The following is a 16,258-nucleotide window of genomic DNA, read 5'->3' on the forward strand; positions in this document are numbered from 1 at the left end:
ACTCTCCCCCTCGTTCAGCCTCGCGCCGTTCAGCCTCGCGCCGTTCAGCCGGCGAGCATGGCGGCCACGCTCGCGAGGATCTGCGGATCGTCGTCGAAGGCGATGTGACTGCGCGCCCCCGCGCCAGGCCCTGGTGACCAGACCGTGCGCGCGGCGTCCGCCCGCAGGAAGCCGCGCAGGTCGTCGGAGTCGGGTCCCAGCGCTGCGGGGTCGAGGTACCAGTGCTGCATGCCCGCGATCGGTGTCACAGTGGACCGCCGGGAGGGACCGCGCTCCAGGACTCCGGAGATGAAGTAGAGCAGCGACCTCGGGTAGAGGAACGGCACGAGGTGGTCGGCCCGCTCCGCCGCGTCGGTCATCGTGAACATCCGGAAGCGGTCGAAGAGTTCGGCCTGGCGGCGGACCGCGGGAGCCAGCTGCGCCACCGTGCAGGCGGGCGCGAGGAGCACCACGTCCCGCAGCCGGAAGTCGGCGGGGACGAGGTCGTCGTCCGCGGCGCGCCTGCGCGCGAGGTCGTCCAGCAGATTGCCGATGAACACGGCGCCCGCGCTGTGGCCGACCACGGTCACCTGAGGTCGGGTGCCCGCGGCGAGCAGCTCGGCGAACCGGTCGAGGAAGTACCGTCCGGCGCGGACCTCGTCGTCCGCGGCGACGAAGGTGTCGGCGGTCTGCCGCTTCATCGCGTCCCAGATCGCGGCGCCCACATTGGCGAGGTAGAACTCGCGCAGGATCTCCTCGACGACCGTCGGATAGAGCCCGTGGTCGTTGCGCTCCCGGAAGCGGCCGACGACCGCGGCGACGACCCGCACGGTCTTGCGGACGACCAACGCCGTGCTCACCAGGGCACGTTCCCCCGTACGTGCCCTGGCGGCGAGGGCGGCCACCACATCCGGTGACATCAGTGTGGCCGCCGCGGCACGCCCCCCGATGATGTCTCGCGCCGCGGCGGCCGGCTCTGTGGGGTGGACCTGGCCCGGGGGCACCACCGAGTTGACGATCTCCCGGGTGCGCTCGGCCAGTTCGGTGTCCGCCGACAGCTCGGCGGCGATCTGCTTCTGCTCGGCATCGCTGAGCGGCGGCACGTCCCGCGGCGCGCTCAGGCGGGCGTAGGGCTCCTGCCCCGTGCGCACTTGGGCGAGTTCGGCCGCGACGGCCCTCGGGGTAGGAGTGGCCGCCACCCCGAGGGCGCGCTGTCCCGGCTCCCTGAACACGGTGCCGGTGGCGTAGCGCGTGACCCTGTTGAGCAGCGTACGGAAGACGCTCTCGTTCAGGATCTGCGGCAGGTTGCCCCGCAGGGTCTCCAGGAGCCCGCTGCTCCACACGAAGAAGACGGGATCCGCGCCCGCCGCCTCGTACACGGGAGCGAGCCGCTCGGCGGTGGCGAAACCCAGCGTGTCGTCGATGAGCCCACCGTGGAAGTGCAGCACGACGCGCGGCCGGTCCTTGAGCCCGGCCACGAGCCGGTCGATGTCGGCGGTGGTGGTCGAGGCGAGCCGACCACCCTGCCGGCTGTGGATGCACCGATCACGGAAGGAAGCCATGTCCAGGAAGGTAGGACGGCCCGGCCGCCCCGACATCGGGGACCACCTCAGGGATTACCCCTGCCCTCAAGGACCGGGAATGGCCCGGCGGGACTAGGAACCCGAGGGGGCGCCCATCCACTCGGCCTCGTAGCGCGCGTACGTCCCGTCGTGCGTCGCCAGGTGCGTGAACTGGTCGACGTACTCCTTGAACGGCTCGTCCCCGCGCGGCAGCGCGTACGCCTTCTCGGAGAAGGTGAAGGGCTTCTCGGGGTGCAGGGAGCAGAGTTCGGGGTGGATCTTGGCCTGGTAGCGGGTCTCGCTCGCGTCCGTCATCATCACGTCCGCGCGGCCCTCGACGATCTCCTGGAAGATCGTGGTGTTCTCCGGGTGCTGCTTGATCGTGGCCTGCTTGATGTGGTCGCGCGCGAACTGCTCGTTCGTGCCACCGGGGTTGACGATGACGGTGGTGCCCGGCTTGTCGATGTCCTTCAGCGTGCCCTCGCCGAACTTCTCCTTGTCGGCGCAGCGCACGATCGGCGTCTTGCCGTCCTCGCGGGTCGGCTCGCTGAAGTAGACCTGGCGGGCCCTCGGCAGGGTGATGGAGACTCCGCCGACGGCGATGTCGCAGCGGCCCGCCGCGACGTCCTTGGTCAGGTTCGCCCAGGTCGTGGCCACGTACGAGGGCTTGGCGTCCAGGCTCTTCGCCAGGTCATCGGCCATCTTGATGTCCACGCCGCTGTACGTCTTGTCGGCGGGGTCGAGGTGGGTGAACGGGCGGTAGTCACCGGTCGTGCACACCTTCAGGACACCTCTCTTCGGCACGGAGTCCAGCAGGCTGCCGTGGTGGCGGTCCTTGCCGCGCCCGGCGTCGGGCGACGCGGGCGCGGCAGCCGTGAGAGCGAGCAGACAGACCAGGGCGGACAGGGTGGCGGCGCGCTTCACAGGGGCTCCTCCGGACGGGATCGCGTTTCAGAGGGATCACCTTCGCAGAAGCATCAGAGCAGGTGAAGCCCCTTCTCATCAGGCGAGCGGCGTCAGCCGGGTCGCCTTGAGACCGGGGCCTTCGCCACCCTCGCAGGCATCCTCGTACGCGTCCTCGTCGAACGGATACAGCGGCCGCTCCACCCGGTGGTGACCGAGCCGCGGCAGGTCCTGGTCGACGCCGCCCGGGGTGAGGGCGAGGAGCCAGTCGGCGGCCATGTCGTAGAGCTCGGGCTCCAGGTAGCCGATCTTGACGACGACCAGGTCGAAGGTGCGCGGGTCGATGCCGAGGCCGCCGTCCGCCGGGCCCATGAAGTCCGCGAGGGTGTGGAAGGGCTTGCGGCGCTCGACCAGGATCACGGTCACGCCGCCGGTCCGCACCGCCGCCATGTCGACGCCCCGGTCGTACGCGCCGCCCTCGGCCCGGTCCTTCTGCTCGGCGGCGCGCTGCAACGCCACGACGGTGCCGGTGAGTTCGCACGGACCGCCGTGGTTCGCGTCGACCTTGCCGCCGACGCTCAGGGTGACATCGGCGCCGACTCCGGCCTCGAAGCAGCGGGCGACGGCGACCGGGTCGGTGATGCCGGGGTGGACCGCGGTGACCTTCCCGGAGCGGATCGCCTCGTTCGCCAGGAGCTTGCCCAGCATGTACGCGAGGTCGCCGGCGCCGCCCGCCGTGGGGTTGTCGCCGGAGTCGCTGATCAGGAAGGGCCGCCGGTCCGACGCGACCGCCTTCTCGATGCATTCATCGGCGTCTCCCGTGGGCCCGACGAAGACGAAGTCGCGGCGCGCGTCCCAGTAGCGGCGTGCCAGCTTCTCGGCCTCGGTGGCGGCGAGTTCGGCGTCGTCCCCGGTGACGACGATCGCGGCCTTGCAGCGCGGCTCGTCCGCCCAGGCGTAGCCGACCCACATCGCGGCGTCGAGGATGCCGGGCAGCTTCTCGATGTCGGCGAGCGAGGCGTAGAGCGACTTGGCGGGCTCCAGGCGGGTGCTGGTCTTCTCGCCGGGCAGCAGCACCGGCACCTGGACCCAGGCGCGGTGCGGCCGGACGCCCTCGCGCAGGCAGCGTACGAGATTGCGCGCGGCGCGCTCGCGGGTCTCCCAGGCGTCCTCGTGCGGGGCCAGGCGGTGGGCCGTGAGCAGGTCGATCGGGTCGGCGAACCTGCGCGACACGTTGCCGTGCAGGTCCATGGCGGTCGAGATCATCGGGCGGCCGCCGTCGGGGGTGCCGACGGCGTCGAGGGCGGCGCGGACCGCCTCCGTCAGGTCGGCCTCGGCGTCGGTCAGGCCGATGACGCTCATCGCGCCGTGGATGTCGTAGACCAGGCCGTCCAGGGGGCCCGCTTCCCGTATGCGCGTGACCAGTTCGTCCTTGAGGATGAGATACGACTGCGCCTCCACGGGACCGCCGGGCAGCGAGGTCGCGTGCAGGAGCGGCACCCACTCGACCGTGTACGCGAGGTCCGCATCCGGCCGGGTCCAGGTGTAGCGGTCCAGGAGGTCCTGGCCGCGGGTCTGGCGGAAGTCGTCGGTGGTGGAGCGGTGCGGGCAGAAGGTCGAGGACTCGATGCCGATGCCGCCGATGCCGATGCGGAGGCGACGCTGGTTCGTTGCGCGGGTGGTCATGCCTGGACGCTCTCTTCCTGGGGTTCCGGGGTCGTCGGGAGGTTCTGGCGCAGGGCGGTGAGTCCGGCGCCGAGAAGGCCCGCGTCGCGGCCGGTCACCGTGGTGGTGATCTCCAGGTCCGCGGTGGCCAGGGGCAGGCAGCGCTCGTAGAGGACACCGCGTACGGCGGCGACGAGCGGTTCGGCGGTGGCCAGGACGCCGCCGAGGGCGACGGCCTGGGGGTTGAAGAAGTTCACGACGACGGACAGGACCGTGCCGATGTGCCGCCCCGCGGTGCGCACGAGCGTGGTGGCCTGCGGGTCGCCGTCGGAGACGAGCCGCAGCAGATCGGCCGTGTCGCTCACCTCGACGCCTTGCAGGGCCAGTTCGCGGATGAGGGCGGCGCCGCTGGCCACGGTCTCCAGGCAGCCGATGTTGCCGCAGCTGCACGGGCGGTCGCCCGCCGCCTCGACGCGTACGTGGCTGATGTCGCCCGCGGAGCCGTTGGCGCCGTCGTGCGGGCGGCCCGCCACGATGACGCCGCTGCCGATGCCGCGGCCCGCCTTGACGACGACCATGTGGTCGAGTCCGGGGCGTGCGGTGCGGTGCTCGCCGACGGCCATCATCGTGGCGTCGTTCTCGACGGTGACGGGGATGCCGAGGCGTTCGGCGAGGACGTCGCGCAGCGGGTAGCGGTGCCAGCCGGGCATGCGCGACGGGCTCAGGACGCGGCCCTGGGCGGGCTGCACGGGGCCGGGGAAGGCGACGCCGAGGGCGCGGACGGTGCGGCCCGCTTCGCCCTGGCGTGCGCGGAGGTCGGCGACCTGGGCGCAGAGCCAGTCGACGGCGGACTCGGGCCCCGCGGTGATGTCGTGCGGCAGGTCGACGGCGTCCAGGACCGTGCCGCCGAGGTCGACGACGCCGATGCGCGCGTGGTGGCTGCCCAGGTCCGCGGCGAGCGCGACGCCCCCTTGTGCGTGGACGCGCAGCAGCCGGGGACGGCGGCCACCGCGGGATGCTCCCTCGCCGGATTCGGTGAGCACGCCGGCGGCGACGAGTTCCTGCACGCGCAGCGACACGGTGGAGGGGGCGAGCCCCAGCTCCCGTACGAGATCGGCCCGGGAGGAGGCGGCGCCCGAGGAGACCAGCTGCAGGATGTGCTGCGCCGATCCCGGTTCGCCGTGCGGTGTGCCGGACATGCCGCCCCCAGTTGCTTCGATCAGTTCGTTCGACATCGGGACGAACACTAAATCCCTTCGAAGCAAGTTGGCCAGACCCTCCCGATTTTGAGACTTCTTGCCGAACGAAGCTCTTGACTTGATTTTGTCGCCAGCTCTAGCGTTCAGGCGCCGCCCGTCGATCTCCGCACGGTCCGGCTCTCGCATCCTTGGAGGCCCTTCGCCATGCGCTCAAGGCGATCACGTCCCCGCGCGCGGCGCCGCGCTCCGATAGCCGCGGCGGCAGCCGTCGCCGCGCTCGCCCTCACCGCGGTGACCGGCTGCACGCAGGAGGGTGGCCGCGTCGACATGGGCCCCACCGGCGGCACACCGGTCGAGGGCGGCACCGCCACGATGGCCCTGCCGCCCGCGGCCACGCCCAACTGGATCTTCCCGATCGGCGCCCCCGGGTACGGCGCCTCGTACAACTACGGGATCCAGTCACTGCTCTTCATGCCGGTGTACGACGCCGTGCAGGAGAAGGGCGAGCTGACCACCCACGGCCCGAGCACGCTCGGTTCGGAGCCGAAGTTCAGCGACGGCAACAAGACCGTGACCGTGCCGCTGCGCGAGGGCGTGGAGTGGTCCGACGGGAAGCCGGTCACGGCACGCGACATCGAGTTCTGGTTCAACCTCGTCAAGGCCAACAAGGCCAGCTGGGGCAACTACTCGGTCGGCACGATGCCGGACAACGTCAAGCGCTTCGAGACGGTCGACGACCACACCGTGCGCCTGCACCTGAGCCGCGCCTACAACCCGGACTGGTTCACCGCCAACCAGCTCACCCTGATGCGGGCCCTGCCCCAGCACGCCTGGGACGCCGAGACCGACGGCGGCGAGGTCGGCGACTTCGACCGCACCGAGAAGGGCGCCAAGGCGGTCTTCGCGCGGCTCACGCGGCACGCCAAGAGCCTGGGTTCCTACGGCTCCGACCCGCTGTGGAAGACGGTCAACGGCCCGTGGAAGCTGGCGGGCTGGCGCGACAGCGGCCAGGTCACCATCGTGCCGAACGAGAAGTACACCGGCCCCAAGTCGCAGCGCCCGCACCTCGACAAGGTCGTCTTCAAGCCCTTCACCACGGCCGACTCCGAGTACAACGTGCTGCGTTCGGGAGGCGTCGACTACGGCTACATCCCGCCGTCGGTGATGGCCCAGAAGGAGAAGTTCGAGGAGAAGGGCTACCGCGTCGATCCGTGGGAGGGCTGGGCGGCGACCTACATCGTCTACAACTTCAACTCCACGCACGCGGGCCCGATGATGGACCAGCTCTACATCCGCCGGGCGATGCAGCACCTCGTCGACCAGAAGGCGATGAGCGACGTCATCTGGCAGGGCAGCGCGACACCGACGCTCGGTCCGGTGCCGGTGACGCCGAAGAGCCAGTACCTGTCCAAGGCGATGGAGAAGAACCAGTACCCCTTCGACGTGCGGAAGGCGAAGGCGCTCCTCACCGCGCACGGCTGGCGCACCGAGGACGGCACCGCACGCTGCGTACGCCCGGGAACGGGCGCCGACGAGTGCGGCAAGGGCATCGCGAAGAACGCCCCGCTCGAACTCACCCTGCTCTCCCAGTCGGGCTCCACCGAGACGACGAACATGATGCAGGAGCTCAAGTCCTCGCTCTCCAAGGGCGGGATCGGCCTCACCGTGCGCCAGCAGCCGCTGAACTCGGTGCTCGGCAACTCCGTGCCCTGCAAGGCCAAGGACCCCGGCTGCGACTGGGACATGTCGTTCTTCGGGACGGCCGGAAGCTGGTACTACCCGCTCAACCCGAGTGGTGAGCAGCTCTTCTCCACCGGCGCCTCAGCCAACTTCGGCAATTACAGCGACAAGAAGGCCGACCGGATCATCCGGGCCGTGCAGTACTCGCCCGACATGAAGGCGATGCACGCGTACGGCGAGTACCTGGCCGAGCAGCTGCCGGTGATGTGGATGCCCAACCCGGCCTACCAAGTCTCCGTGATCCGCAACGACTTGCGGGGCGTCGGCCAGAACCCGACCGTCACCTTCGCGCCGCAGGACTGGTACTACGTCAAGAAGAAGGGAGCCGACAAGTGACCGGCTTTCTGGTCAAGCGCTTCCTTCAGGCGCTCGTCGTGCTGTTCCTGGTCTCGGTCATCGTCTTCACGCTGCTCCACATGCTGCCCGGCGGCCCGGCACGCGCCATCCTCGGCCCCAAGGGCACACCGCAGCAGATCGAGCACTTCAACCACCAGCAGGGGTACGACCGTTCGCTGCCCGCGCAGTACGTGATGTACCTGAAGCGGCTCCTCACCGGCGACCTCGGCGAGTCGTTCAAGCTCAACTCGCCGGTCTTCGACCTGCTCAAGCAGCGCCTGCCCAAGACCCTGCTCCTGACGGTCCTGTCCACCGCGCTCGCGGTGGTCATCGCCGTACCGCTCGGCCTGCTCCAGGCCGTGCGGCGCGGCAAGGCCTCGGACTACGCGATGACCGGGCTCGCCTTCCTGCTCTACGCGACGCCCGTGTTCTTCCTCGGCCTCATCATGATCATCCTGTTCGCGCAGGTGATGCCGATCCTCCCGGCGGAGGCGCCGCAGGGCGAGAGCGTCGGTGAACTCCTGGGCAACTTCACGGGGTTGGTGCTTCCGGTCGTCACCATGGCGTTCGGCATCGTGGCGATGTTCAGCCGCTACATGCGCTCGGCGGTCCTGGACAACCTCACCGAGGAGTACGTCCGTACGGCGATGGCCAAGGGCCAGTCGAGCCGCCGGATCATGGTCCGGCACGTCCTGCGCAACGCGCTGATCCCTCTCGCCACACTGCTCGGCCTGTATCTGCCGACGCTCTTCAGCGGCGCGCTGGTCGTCGAGTCGATGTTCAACTACCCCGGCATGGGGCTGCTGTTCTGGAACGCGGCGCAGGGCTCCGACTTCCCGGTGCTCCTCGGCGTGACCCTCGTCGTCGGTGTCGCCACCGTCGTCGGCTCGCTGCTCACCGACATCCTGTACGCCGTCCTCGACCCCCGGATCCGGAGCGTGGCATGAGTACCGCGACCGCAGACGTCACCCCCGAAGCCGCGCCGGGGAACGAAGCGGCGGCCCAGGCCACGCCCTCGCTCGCCCGCCGCACCTTGCAGGTCTTCACCGGCAACAAGCTCGCCCTGACGGGTGTGGTGGTCCTGGTCCTGCTCCTTGCCTTCAGCTATTTGGGGCCGCTGCTCTACTCGACCGAGCAGACGCACACCGACCTGACGCAGGCCAACCTGGCGCCGGGCAGCTCCGGCCACCTCCTTGGCACCACCGACCTGGGCTACGACATGGTCGGCCGCCTGATGGTCGCCGGGCAGACGTCGCTGGAGATCGGCCTGGCGGCGGGCCTGCTCGCCACGCTCTTCGGGACCGTGTACGGCGCGGTCGCGGGGTACTTCGGCGGCTGGGTGGACGCGGCCATGATGCGGATCACGGACGCCGCGCTCGCGATCCCGGCGATGTTCCTGCTCGTCGTGGTCGCCGCGATCATCACGCCCAGCAAGGGCGTCCTCATCGTCATCATCGCCTCGGTCGCCTGGCTCTCCCCCGCCCGCCTGGTGCGCGGCGAGGCGCTCTCGCTGCGCGACCGCGAGTACGTCCAGGCGATGCGGATGATGGGCGGCGGTGGCGCGCGGGCGGTGTTCAAGCACATCGTGCCGAACGCGATCGGCACGGTCATCGTCAACTGCACCTTCCAGATCGCCGACGCCATCCTCTACGTCAGCTATCTGGCCTTCCTGGGCCTGAGCATCCCGCCGCCCTCGGCCGACTGGGGCTCGATGCTCTCGGCCGGCATCACCTACACGCAGAACGGCTACTGGTGGCTGATCTTCCCGCCGGGCATCGCGATCGTCCTCGTCGTCGCCGCGTTCAACTTCATCGGTGACGGGCTGCGGGACGCGTTCGAAGTACGGCTGCGGAAGTAAGGGAGAACCAACGACATGACCGAGCCACTTCTCACACTCGAAGATCTGCGCGTCGACATCACCGCACGCGAACGGACCGTCCACGCCCTCGACGGCGTCAGCCTCGAACTCGCCCCGGGTGAGGCACTCGGCATCGTCGGCGAGTCCGGCTGCGGCAAGACGATGACCGCGCTCAGCGTCCTGGGACTCCTGCCGCCGGGGGGCGAAGTCACCGGCGGGCGCGTCCTGTTCGACGGCCGCGACCTGGCCACCGCCACCGCCCCGGTCCTTCAGGACGTACGGGGCAACACCATCGGCATGGTCTTCCAGGACCCGCTGACCTCCCTGAACCCGACGATGACGATCGGGGCCCAGGTCGCCGAGCCGCTCGTCCTGCACCGCCCCGAGCTGAGCCGCAAAGAGGCGTGGGCACGGGCCGAGGAGATGCTGCGCCTGGTCGGCATGCCGCAGCCCGCCGAGCGCATGAAGGCCTATCCGCACCAGCTTTCCGGCGGCATGCGCCAGCGCGTGGCGATCGCCATGGCCCTGGTCTGCGAGCCGAAGCTGCTCATCGCGGACGAGCCGACCACCGCCCTGGACGTGACGACGCAGCACCAGATCCTGGAGCTGATCGACGGCCTTCGCGAACGCCTCGGCATGGCGATGATCCTGGTCACGCACGACCTGGGCGTCATCGCCAACCGGGTCGACCGGGTCGCGGTGATGTACGCGGGCAAGGTCGCCGAACAGGCGGACGTACGCGACCTGTTCGCCAGACCCCGGCACCGCTACACGGAAGCCCTGTTCGCCTCGCTCCCCGAGCGGGCCGCGGACAACGGCGCCGCGCTCCACACGATCCCGGGCCTGCCGCCGAACCTGGCGGTGCCCCCGACCGGATGCCGCTTCGCGGCGCGCTGCACCTTCGCGACGGACGAGTGCCGTACGCGGGAGCCGCAGCTCGCCGACGACGAACTGCGGGGCGGGGAGCACCGGTTCGCCTGCTTCCACCCGGTGCCGGACGACGCCACGCAGGCGGAGGTCGTGACCCCGCCGACCGTGCCCGCGCCGCGCGCCCCCGGTGACGTACTCCTCGAACTCGACTCCCTGGTCAAGGACTTCCCCCTCAAGGGCGGCGCCTTCTCGCGCAGCCGGGGCACGGTCAGCGCGGTAGGTGGGGTGTCCCTGGAGATCCGCAGGGGTGAGACGTTCGGCATGGTCGGCGAGTCCGGGTGCGGCAAGACCACGCTCGGGCGGATCGTCGCGGGCCTGGAGGAGCCGACGGCCGGACACGTGCGCTTCGCGGGACACGACCCGGCGCGGATGCCACGGGCCGAGCGCAGGGCGCACCGGCGGCGCGTGCAGCTGATGTTCCAGGACTCCACGGCCGCGATGGACCCCCGGATGCGGGTGGGCGAGATCCTGCGGGAGCCCCTGGTCATCCAGGGTGTCGGCAGCCGCGCCGACCAGGAGAAGCTGATCGGTGAACTGCTGGACGCGGTCGGCCTGCCGCGCGGCGCCGTGCAACGCTACCCGCACGAGTTCTCCGGGGGCCAGCGTCAACGCCTCGGGCTCGCACGGGCGTTGACGCTCTCTCCCGATCTGGTGGTCGCGGACGAGCCGGTCTCCGCTCTCGACGTCTCCGTCCAGGCGCAGATCCTGAACCTGATGCGGGAGCTCCAGCGAGAACGCGGGCTGACGTATCTGTTCATCTCGCACGACCTGGCGGTGGTGCGCCACCTCGCGGACACGGTCGGCGTGATGTACCTGGGCAAGCTCGTCGAGTCGGGCCCCGCCGCGCAGGTGTACGCGCATCCGCTGCACCCCTACACACGCGGGCTCCTCGACACGGTCAACCTGCCGGACCCGGAAGCCGCACAGGGCGCGCACCGCACTCCCCTGGAGGGCGAGACACCGTCGGCCGCGAAGCCCCCGTCGGGCTGCCGCTTCCGCACCCGGTGCCCCGCGGCCCAGGAGGTGTGCGCCACCACGGAGCCGCTGGTGTCCACACCGAACGGTGCGGGACACCAGGTCGCGTGCCACTTCCCCCTGTCCGCGCCTCGGCTAGCGTCGGCGGTGTGAAACTCGCGGAAGCCCTGACCCGTCGCCCGCTCGTGCTCGACGGCGGCCTCTCCAACCAGCTGGAGGCCACCGGGCACGACCTGAGCGACGCCCTGTGGTCGGCGAGGCTCCTCGCCGACGAGCCGGGGGCCATCGCGGCGGCGCACCGGGCGTATTACGAGGCGGGCGCGGACATCGCCACCACAGCGAGCTATCAGGCGACGTTCGAGGGCTTCGCCAAGCACGGCATCGACGCGGTGAGCACCGCCGAACTGCTGCGGCTGAGCGTGGAGTTGGCGCGCGAGGCGGGCGCGGACACGGGCCGGGAGGTGTGGGTGGCCGCGTCCGCGGGCCCGTACGGCGCGATGCTCGCGGACGGCTCCGAGTACCGGGGGCGCTACGGCCTGACGGTGGCCGAACTCGAACGCTTCCACCGCCCGCGCCTGGAGGTGCTCGCCGACGCGGAACCCGACGTCCTCGCCCTGGAGACGGTCCCGGACACGGACGAGGCGCGGGCCCTGCTGCGGGCGGTGCGCGGCCTGGGGGTCCCCGCCTGGCTGTCGTACAGCGTCTCCGGCGGCTACACACGGGCGGGCCAGCCCCTGACGGAGGCCTTCGCGCTGGCGGCCGACGCCGAGGAGATCCTCGCGGTCGGCGTCAACTGCTGCGATCCCCAGGACGCGGACGCGGCGGTGCGCCTCGCGGCACGCATCACGGGAAAGCCGGTGGTGGCCTACCCCAACAGCGGCGAGACGTGGGACGCGGACGCCAGGGCGTGGCGGGGCTCCGCCCACTTCGGCGCGGGCCGGGCCGCGGGCCTGCGGGACGCCGGGGCCAGGCTGATCGGAGGATGCTGCCGGGTGGGGCCGGAAACGATCGCCCGGGTGGCCGCCGAGCTGTCCGGGAGCGGCTCGGCGTAGTGCGGGCCAGGGCGCGCGACACATCCACCACGCCCGCCCTGACCTGCGACGACGTCCCGTCCGGGGGTAACTGTCAGTGCCGAGGTGCAGACTGGGCCATACCTGAGACAACGACGTCCCGGAGGTGGCCACCATGGCCGAGATCATTCTGACCGTAGGCACCCGCAAAGGCCTCTTCATCGGCCGCAAACGCGAGGGCGCGAGCACCTGGCAGTTCGACGACACGCCGTATTTCAACGCCCAGGCCATCTATTCGGTGGCCATCGACAACCGCGGCAGCGCTCCCCGTCTCCTGGTGGGCGGCGACAGTTCCCACTTCGGCCCGTCCGTCTTCCACTCCGACGACCTCGGCAGGACCTGGACGGAGCCGGCCAAGGCTGCCGTCAAGTTCCCCAAGGACACCGGTGCCTCCCTGGAGCGGGTCTGGCAGCTGCACCCCGCGGCCGCCGAGCCGGACGTCGTCTACGCGGGCACGGAGCCCGCCGCCCTGTACAAATCGCGGGACCGCGGCGAGACCTTCGAACTCGTGCGCCCGCTGTGGGAGCACCCCACGCGCGACCAGTGGGTGCCGGGCGGCGGCGGTGAGGGCCTGCACACCGTGCTGACCGACCCGCGCGACCCGGACGCGGTGACGGTCGCCGTCTCCACCGCCGGCGTCTTCCGCACCCTGGACGGCGGCGAGAGCTGGACCCCGGCGAACCACGGCGTCTCCGCGGCCTTCCTGCCCGACCCGGACCCGGAGTTCGGCCAGTGCGTGCACAAGGTCGCCAGGGACGCCGCCGACCCGGACCGCCTGTATCTGCAGAACCACTGGGGCGTGTTCCGCAGCGACGACGCGGGCAGCAACTGGACGGACATCGGCGAGGGCCTGCCCTCCGACTTCGGCTTCGCCGCGGTCGCCCACCCGCACCGCGCGGACACCGCCTACGTCTTCCCGATCAACGCCGACATCGACCGCGTCCCCGCCGACCACCGATGTCGCGTCTACCGCACGAGCGACGCGGGCAAGAGCTGGGAGCCGCTCAGCACGGGCCTCCCGTCCGGCGACCACTACGGCACGGTGCTGCGCGACGCGATGTGCAGCGACGGCCAGGACCCGGCGGGCATCTACTTCGGCAATCGCAACGGCGAGGTGTACGCGTCGGCGGACGACGGGGACAGCTGGCGGGAGTTGGCCTCCCACCTGCCCGACGTACTGTGCGTCAGGGCGGCGGCCATCGGTTGATCGACGCCCCCGTTACGGCAGTAGGGTGACGCCGTGGCACAGCGACCCTTGCATGAAATCGTCGAAGCGGGCTGGGCGAAGGCCCTCGAACCCGTCGCCGGGAAGATCGCCGGGATGGGCGACTTCCTGCGCGCGGAGATCGCCGCCGGACGCACCTATCTCCCGTCCGGGCCGAACGTCCTGCGCGCGTTCCAACAGCCCTTCGACGAGGTGCGGGTGCTGATCGTCGGCCAGGATCCCTATCCGACCCCCGGGCACGCGGTGGGCCTGTCGTTCTCGGTCGCGCCCGAGGTGCGCCCGCTGCCCGGCAGCCTCCTCAACATCTACCGCGAGCTGGGCTCCGACCTGGGGCTGCCGCAGCCGTCGAACGGCGACCTCACGCCCTGGACCCGGCAGGGCGTCCTGCTGCTCAACAAGGCGCTCACCACGGCTCCGGGGCGGCCCGCCGCGCACCGGGGCAAGGGCTGGGAGGAGGTCACCGAGCAGGCCATCAAGGCGCTGGCCGCGCGCGGTCGCCCCCTCGTCTCCATCCTGTGGGGGCGCGACGCCCGCAATCTGCGGCCGCTGCTCGGGCCGCTGCCGTCGGTCGAGTCGTCGCACCCCTCGCCCATGTCGGCGGACCGCGGCTTCTTCGGCTCGCGCCCCTTCAGCCGGGCCAACGAACTCCTCGTCCAGCAGGGCGGGCAGCCGGTGGACTGGCGGCTTCCGTGACGGACACCCCGTGGGTCATCGGGGTGGACTCGGGCGGCTCCGGGATGCGGGTCGCCCTCGGCGGTCCTGACGCGTCGGCCCGCCCCGCCCCGGTCAGCTCGAAGGAGCCGGTGCGCACCGGCGTGCGCGGCATCGACACCGGGCACTTCATGGAGCAACTGGTGCCCATGGCAAGGGAGTTGCTGGACCGGGCGGGCGGTGCGGGTGGCGCGGGCATCGCTGCCGTGGCCGTCGGTGCCGCGGGGATGGCGACCCTCGGCGACGACCTGCGCGCGGAGCTGCCTGGCGCGCTCCACCAGGCCCTGGGCGTGACCCGTCTCGCCCTCGCCGCGGACGCCGTCACCGCGTACGCGGGCGCGCTGGGTGAGCGCCCCGGCGCGGTCGCCGCCGCCGGTACGGGCATGATCGCGATCGGCACCGACCTCACCGCCTGGCATCGCGCCGACGGCTGGGGGCACCTGCTGGGCGACTGCGGAGGCGGTGCCTGGATCGGCCGCGCGGGTCTCGACGCGGCGATGCGCGCGTTCGACGGCAGGCGCGGCGGTTCGAAGGCGCTGCTCGCCCGCGCCGAGGAGCTCTTCGGCCCCGCGCCGGGGCTTCCCGGCCAGCTCTATCCCCGGACGGACCGGCCCGCGATGCTCGCCTCGTTCGCCCCCGAAGTGGCGCGCTGCGCCCCCGAGGACGCGGTGGCCGACGCGATCCTGCGGGACGCCGCCCGGCACATCGCCGATGCCGCTGCGGCCGTCTGCCCGGCCTCCGACGCGGTGGACGAGGGCGAGCGGCCCGACGTCGCGCTGACGGGAGGACTGTTCAAGATGGGCGACGCGCTGCTCGATCCCGTACGAGCGGAGTTGGAGGGCCGGCTGCGGCACGTGCGTCTCGTTCCGGCCGCCGGCGACCCGCTGGACGGGGCCGTGCGCATCGCCGCCGATATCGCCATGAACCGGATGCGTCTGCCGCTCGATCCGCGCATGCTCACCGTGCACACCGCGTACGGCAGTTGACCACTACGTAGTGTGACAGTTGACCAGTACGTAACTCATAAGACAAAAGCGGACTTATACCGCCCACCTGTACCCTCCCCGAACAGCGGAGCCCCGAAGACCAGTAGCATGCGGGGCCATGAGCTCCCCCACCGGGCCCGCATCAGGCCTGCCCGTACGAATGCCGCGACCCCGCCAGCCCGGTCGGCACCGCCGCCCGGAGCCCGTGGCCGCTCCCGAGAACGCGCCCGCGCTCGTTCTCGCCGTACCGGGCGTACCCAGCACCGCCACGCGCAGCCTCGCCGAGGAGGTCGTGAGCATCGCCCGCTCCGAGCTTCCCGGCCTCGACGCCCGCATCGGTTACCTCGACGGGACCGAGGACGCGACGGTCACCTCGTTCCCCGAGTTCCCCTCGCTCCAGTCCGTGCTCGCGCACGCCGCGACCGAGCGCACCGCACGCCATGAGCAGGCACGGGCCGCGGGGTCGGACGCCCCCGAGCCCGACGGCCCCGTCGCCGTCGTGGTGCCCCTGCTCGCGGGCCCCGACAACGCGCTGATGCGGCGCGTGCGTCAGGCCGTCATGGACAGCCGCGCGCCCGCCGAGCTGACGGACGTCCTCGGCCCGCACCCGCTGCTCGCCGAGGGCCTGCACGTGCGGCTCTCGGAGGCCGGGCTCGCCCGCGCCGACCGCGCCCGCCTGTTCACGGTGGCCACCGCCGCGGACGGCATCGTCCTGGCCACGGTCGGCGGCGAAGAGGCAGTACAGGCCGCCGGGATCACCGGCATGCTGCTCGCGGCCCGCCTCGCGGTGCCGGTGATGGCCGCCGCGCTCGACCAGGAGGGCGCCATCGCGAACACCGCGGAGGAGCTGCGCGGCTCCGGCTCCACGCAGCTGGCGCTCGCCCCGTACCTGATCGGCCCCGAGATCGACGGCAGCCTTCTCGACGCCGCCGCCAAGGAGGCCGGCTGCTCGGTCGCCGAGTCGCTCGGCGCCTACCCGGCGATCGGCAAGCTCGCCCTCTCCAAGTACGCGACGGCGCTCGGGATCGCCCCGCAGCAGCCCTCGGGCGCGCCGGTCCACTGACCGTGCCGCGCCGGCAGATCTGATGCCGTTACGCCGATGGGCCCGCCCCCTGATGC

13 protein-coding genes are annotated in these 16,258 nt (G+C 71.5%); 9 read left to right on the plus strand and 4 right to left on the minus strand.

Features of this window, described 5'->3' with window-relative positions; translation table 11 throughout:
- Positions 1-44 precede the first annotated feature (44 nt).
- The 4 genes from ACFUPX_RS25515 to ACFUPX_RS25530 form a co-directional block, all read right to left on the minus strand.
- The gene (locus tag ACFUPX_RS25515) at positions 45-1,541 is read right to left on the minus strand and encodes a hypothetical protein (protein WP_383327000.1); all 1,497 of its coding nucleotides are present in this window, start codon (positions 1,539-1,541) and stop codon (positions 45-47) included.
- 93 nt (positions 1,542-1,634) lie between these two features.
- Complete coding sequence (locus ACFUPX_RS25520) at positions 1,635-2,465, minus strand: transporter substrate-binding domain-containing protein (RefSeq protein WP_383327003.1); 831 nt, start codon at positions 2,463-2,465, stop codon at positions 1,635-1,637.
- 78 nt (positions 2,466-2,543) lie between these two features.
- Positions 2,544-4,130, minus strand: coding sequence for a M81 family metallopeptidase (locus ACFUPX_RS25525; RefSeq protein ID WP_383327006.1), 1,587 nt, complete (start codon positions 4,128-4,130; stop codon positions 2,544-2,546).
- A complete protein-coding gene (locus ACFUPX_RS25530; RefSeq protein WP_383327009.1) occupies positions 4,127-5,344 on the minus strand; it encodes an ROK family protein in 1,218 nt (405 codons plus the stop codon). The genes ACFUPX_RS25525 and ACFUPX_RS25530 overlap by 4 nt, the downstream gene beginning before the upstream one ends.
- A gap of 168 nt (positions 5,345-5,512) precedes the next feature.
- On the opposite strand from ACFUPX_RS25530, the gene ACFUPX_RS25535 reads away from it, so the two are divergent.
- The 9 genes from ACFUPX_RS25535 to ACFUPX_RS25575 all read left to right on the plus strand — a co-directional run bounded on the left by ACFUPX_RS25535 (position 5,513) and on the right by ACFUPX_RS25575 (position 16,202).
- Complete coding sequence (locus ACFUPX_RS25535; RefSeq protein WP_383327012.1) at positions 5,513-7,384, plus strand: peptide ABC transporter substrate-binding protein; 1,872 nt, start codon at positions 5,513-5,515, stop codon at positions 7,382-7,384.
- On the plus strand, positions 7,381-8,331 hold the full coding sequence (locus ACFUPX_RS25540; protein WP_383327015.1) for an ABC transporter permease: 951 nt from the start codon (positions 7,381-7,383) through the stop codon (positions 8,329-8,331). Before ACFUPX_RS25535 ends, ACFUPX_RS25540 begins: the two co-directional genes overlap by 4 nt.
- The gene (locus ACFUPX_RS25545; RefSeq protein WP_383327018.1) at positions 8,328-9,242 is read left to right on the plus strand and encodes an ABC transporter permease; all 915 of its coding nucleotides are present in this window, start codon (positions 8,328-8,330) and stop codon (positions 9,240-9,242) included. The genes ACFUPX_RS25540 and ACFUPX_RS25545 overlap by 4 nt, the downstream gene beginning before the upstream one ends.
- A gap of 15 nt (positions 9,243-9,257) precedes the next feature.
- Positions 9,258-11,300: a dipeptide ABC transporter ATP-binding protein gene (locus tag ACFUPX_RS25550; protein WP_383327021.1), complete on the plus strand. Its 2,043-nt coding sequence runs from the start codon at positions 9,258-9,260 to the stop codon at positions 11,298-11,300.
- Positions 11,297-12,199, plus strand: a complete 903-nt coding sequence (mmuM, locus tag ACFUPX_RS25555) for a homocysteine S-methyltransferase (RefSeq protein WP_383327024.1) — start codon at positions 11,297-11,299, stop codon at positions 12,197-12,199. The genes ACFUPX_RS25550 and mmuM overlap by 4 nt, the downstream gene beginning before the upstream one ends.
- 133 nt (positions 12,200-12,332) lie before the next feature.
- The gene (locus tag ACFUPX_RS25560; RefSeq protein ID WP_383327027.1) at positions 12,333-13,424 is read left to right on the plus strand and encodes a WD40/YVTN/BNR-like repeat-containing protein; all 1,092 of its coding nucleotides are present in this window, start codon (positions 12,333-12,335) and stop codon (positions 13,422-13,424) included.
- A gap of 33 nt (positions 13,425-13,457) precedes the next feature.
- On the plus strand, positions 13,458-14,135 hold the full coding sequence (locus ACFUPX_RS25565; protein WP_383327030.1) for a uracil-DNA glycosylase: 678 nt from the start codon (positions 13,458-13,460) through the stop codon (positions 14,133-14,135).
- Positions 14,132-15,139, plus strand: a complete 1,008-nt coding sequence (locus tag ACFUPX_RS25570; protein WP_383327033.1) for an N-acetylglucosamine kinase — start codon at positions 14,132-14,134, stop codon at positions 15,137-15,139. The genes ACFUPX_RS25565 and ACFUPX_RS25570 overlap by 4 nt, the downstream gene beginning before the upstream one ends.
- Positions 15,140-15,257: 118 nt before the next feature.
- On the plus strand, positions 15,258-16,202 hold the full coding sequence (locus ACFUPX_RS25575; RefSeq protein WP_383327036.1) for a sirohydrochlorin chelatase: 945 nt from the start codon (positions 15,258-15,260) through the stop codon (positions 16,200-16,202).
- Positions 16,203-16,258: the final 56 nt, after the last annotated feature.

The organism is Streptomyces sp. NPDC057302 (assembly GCF_042667685.1).
Taxonomy (GTDB): domain Bacteria; phylum Actinomycetota; class Actinomycetes; order Streptomycetales; family Streptomycetaceae; genus Streptomyces.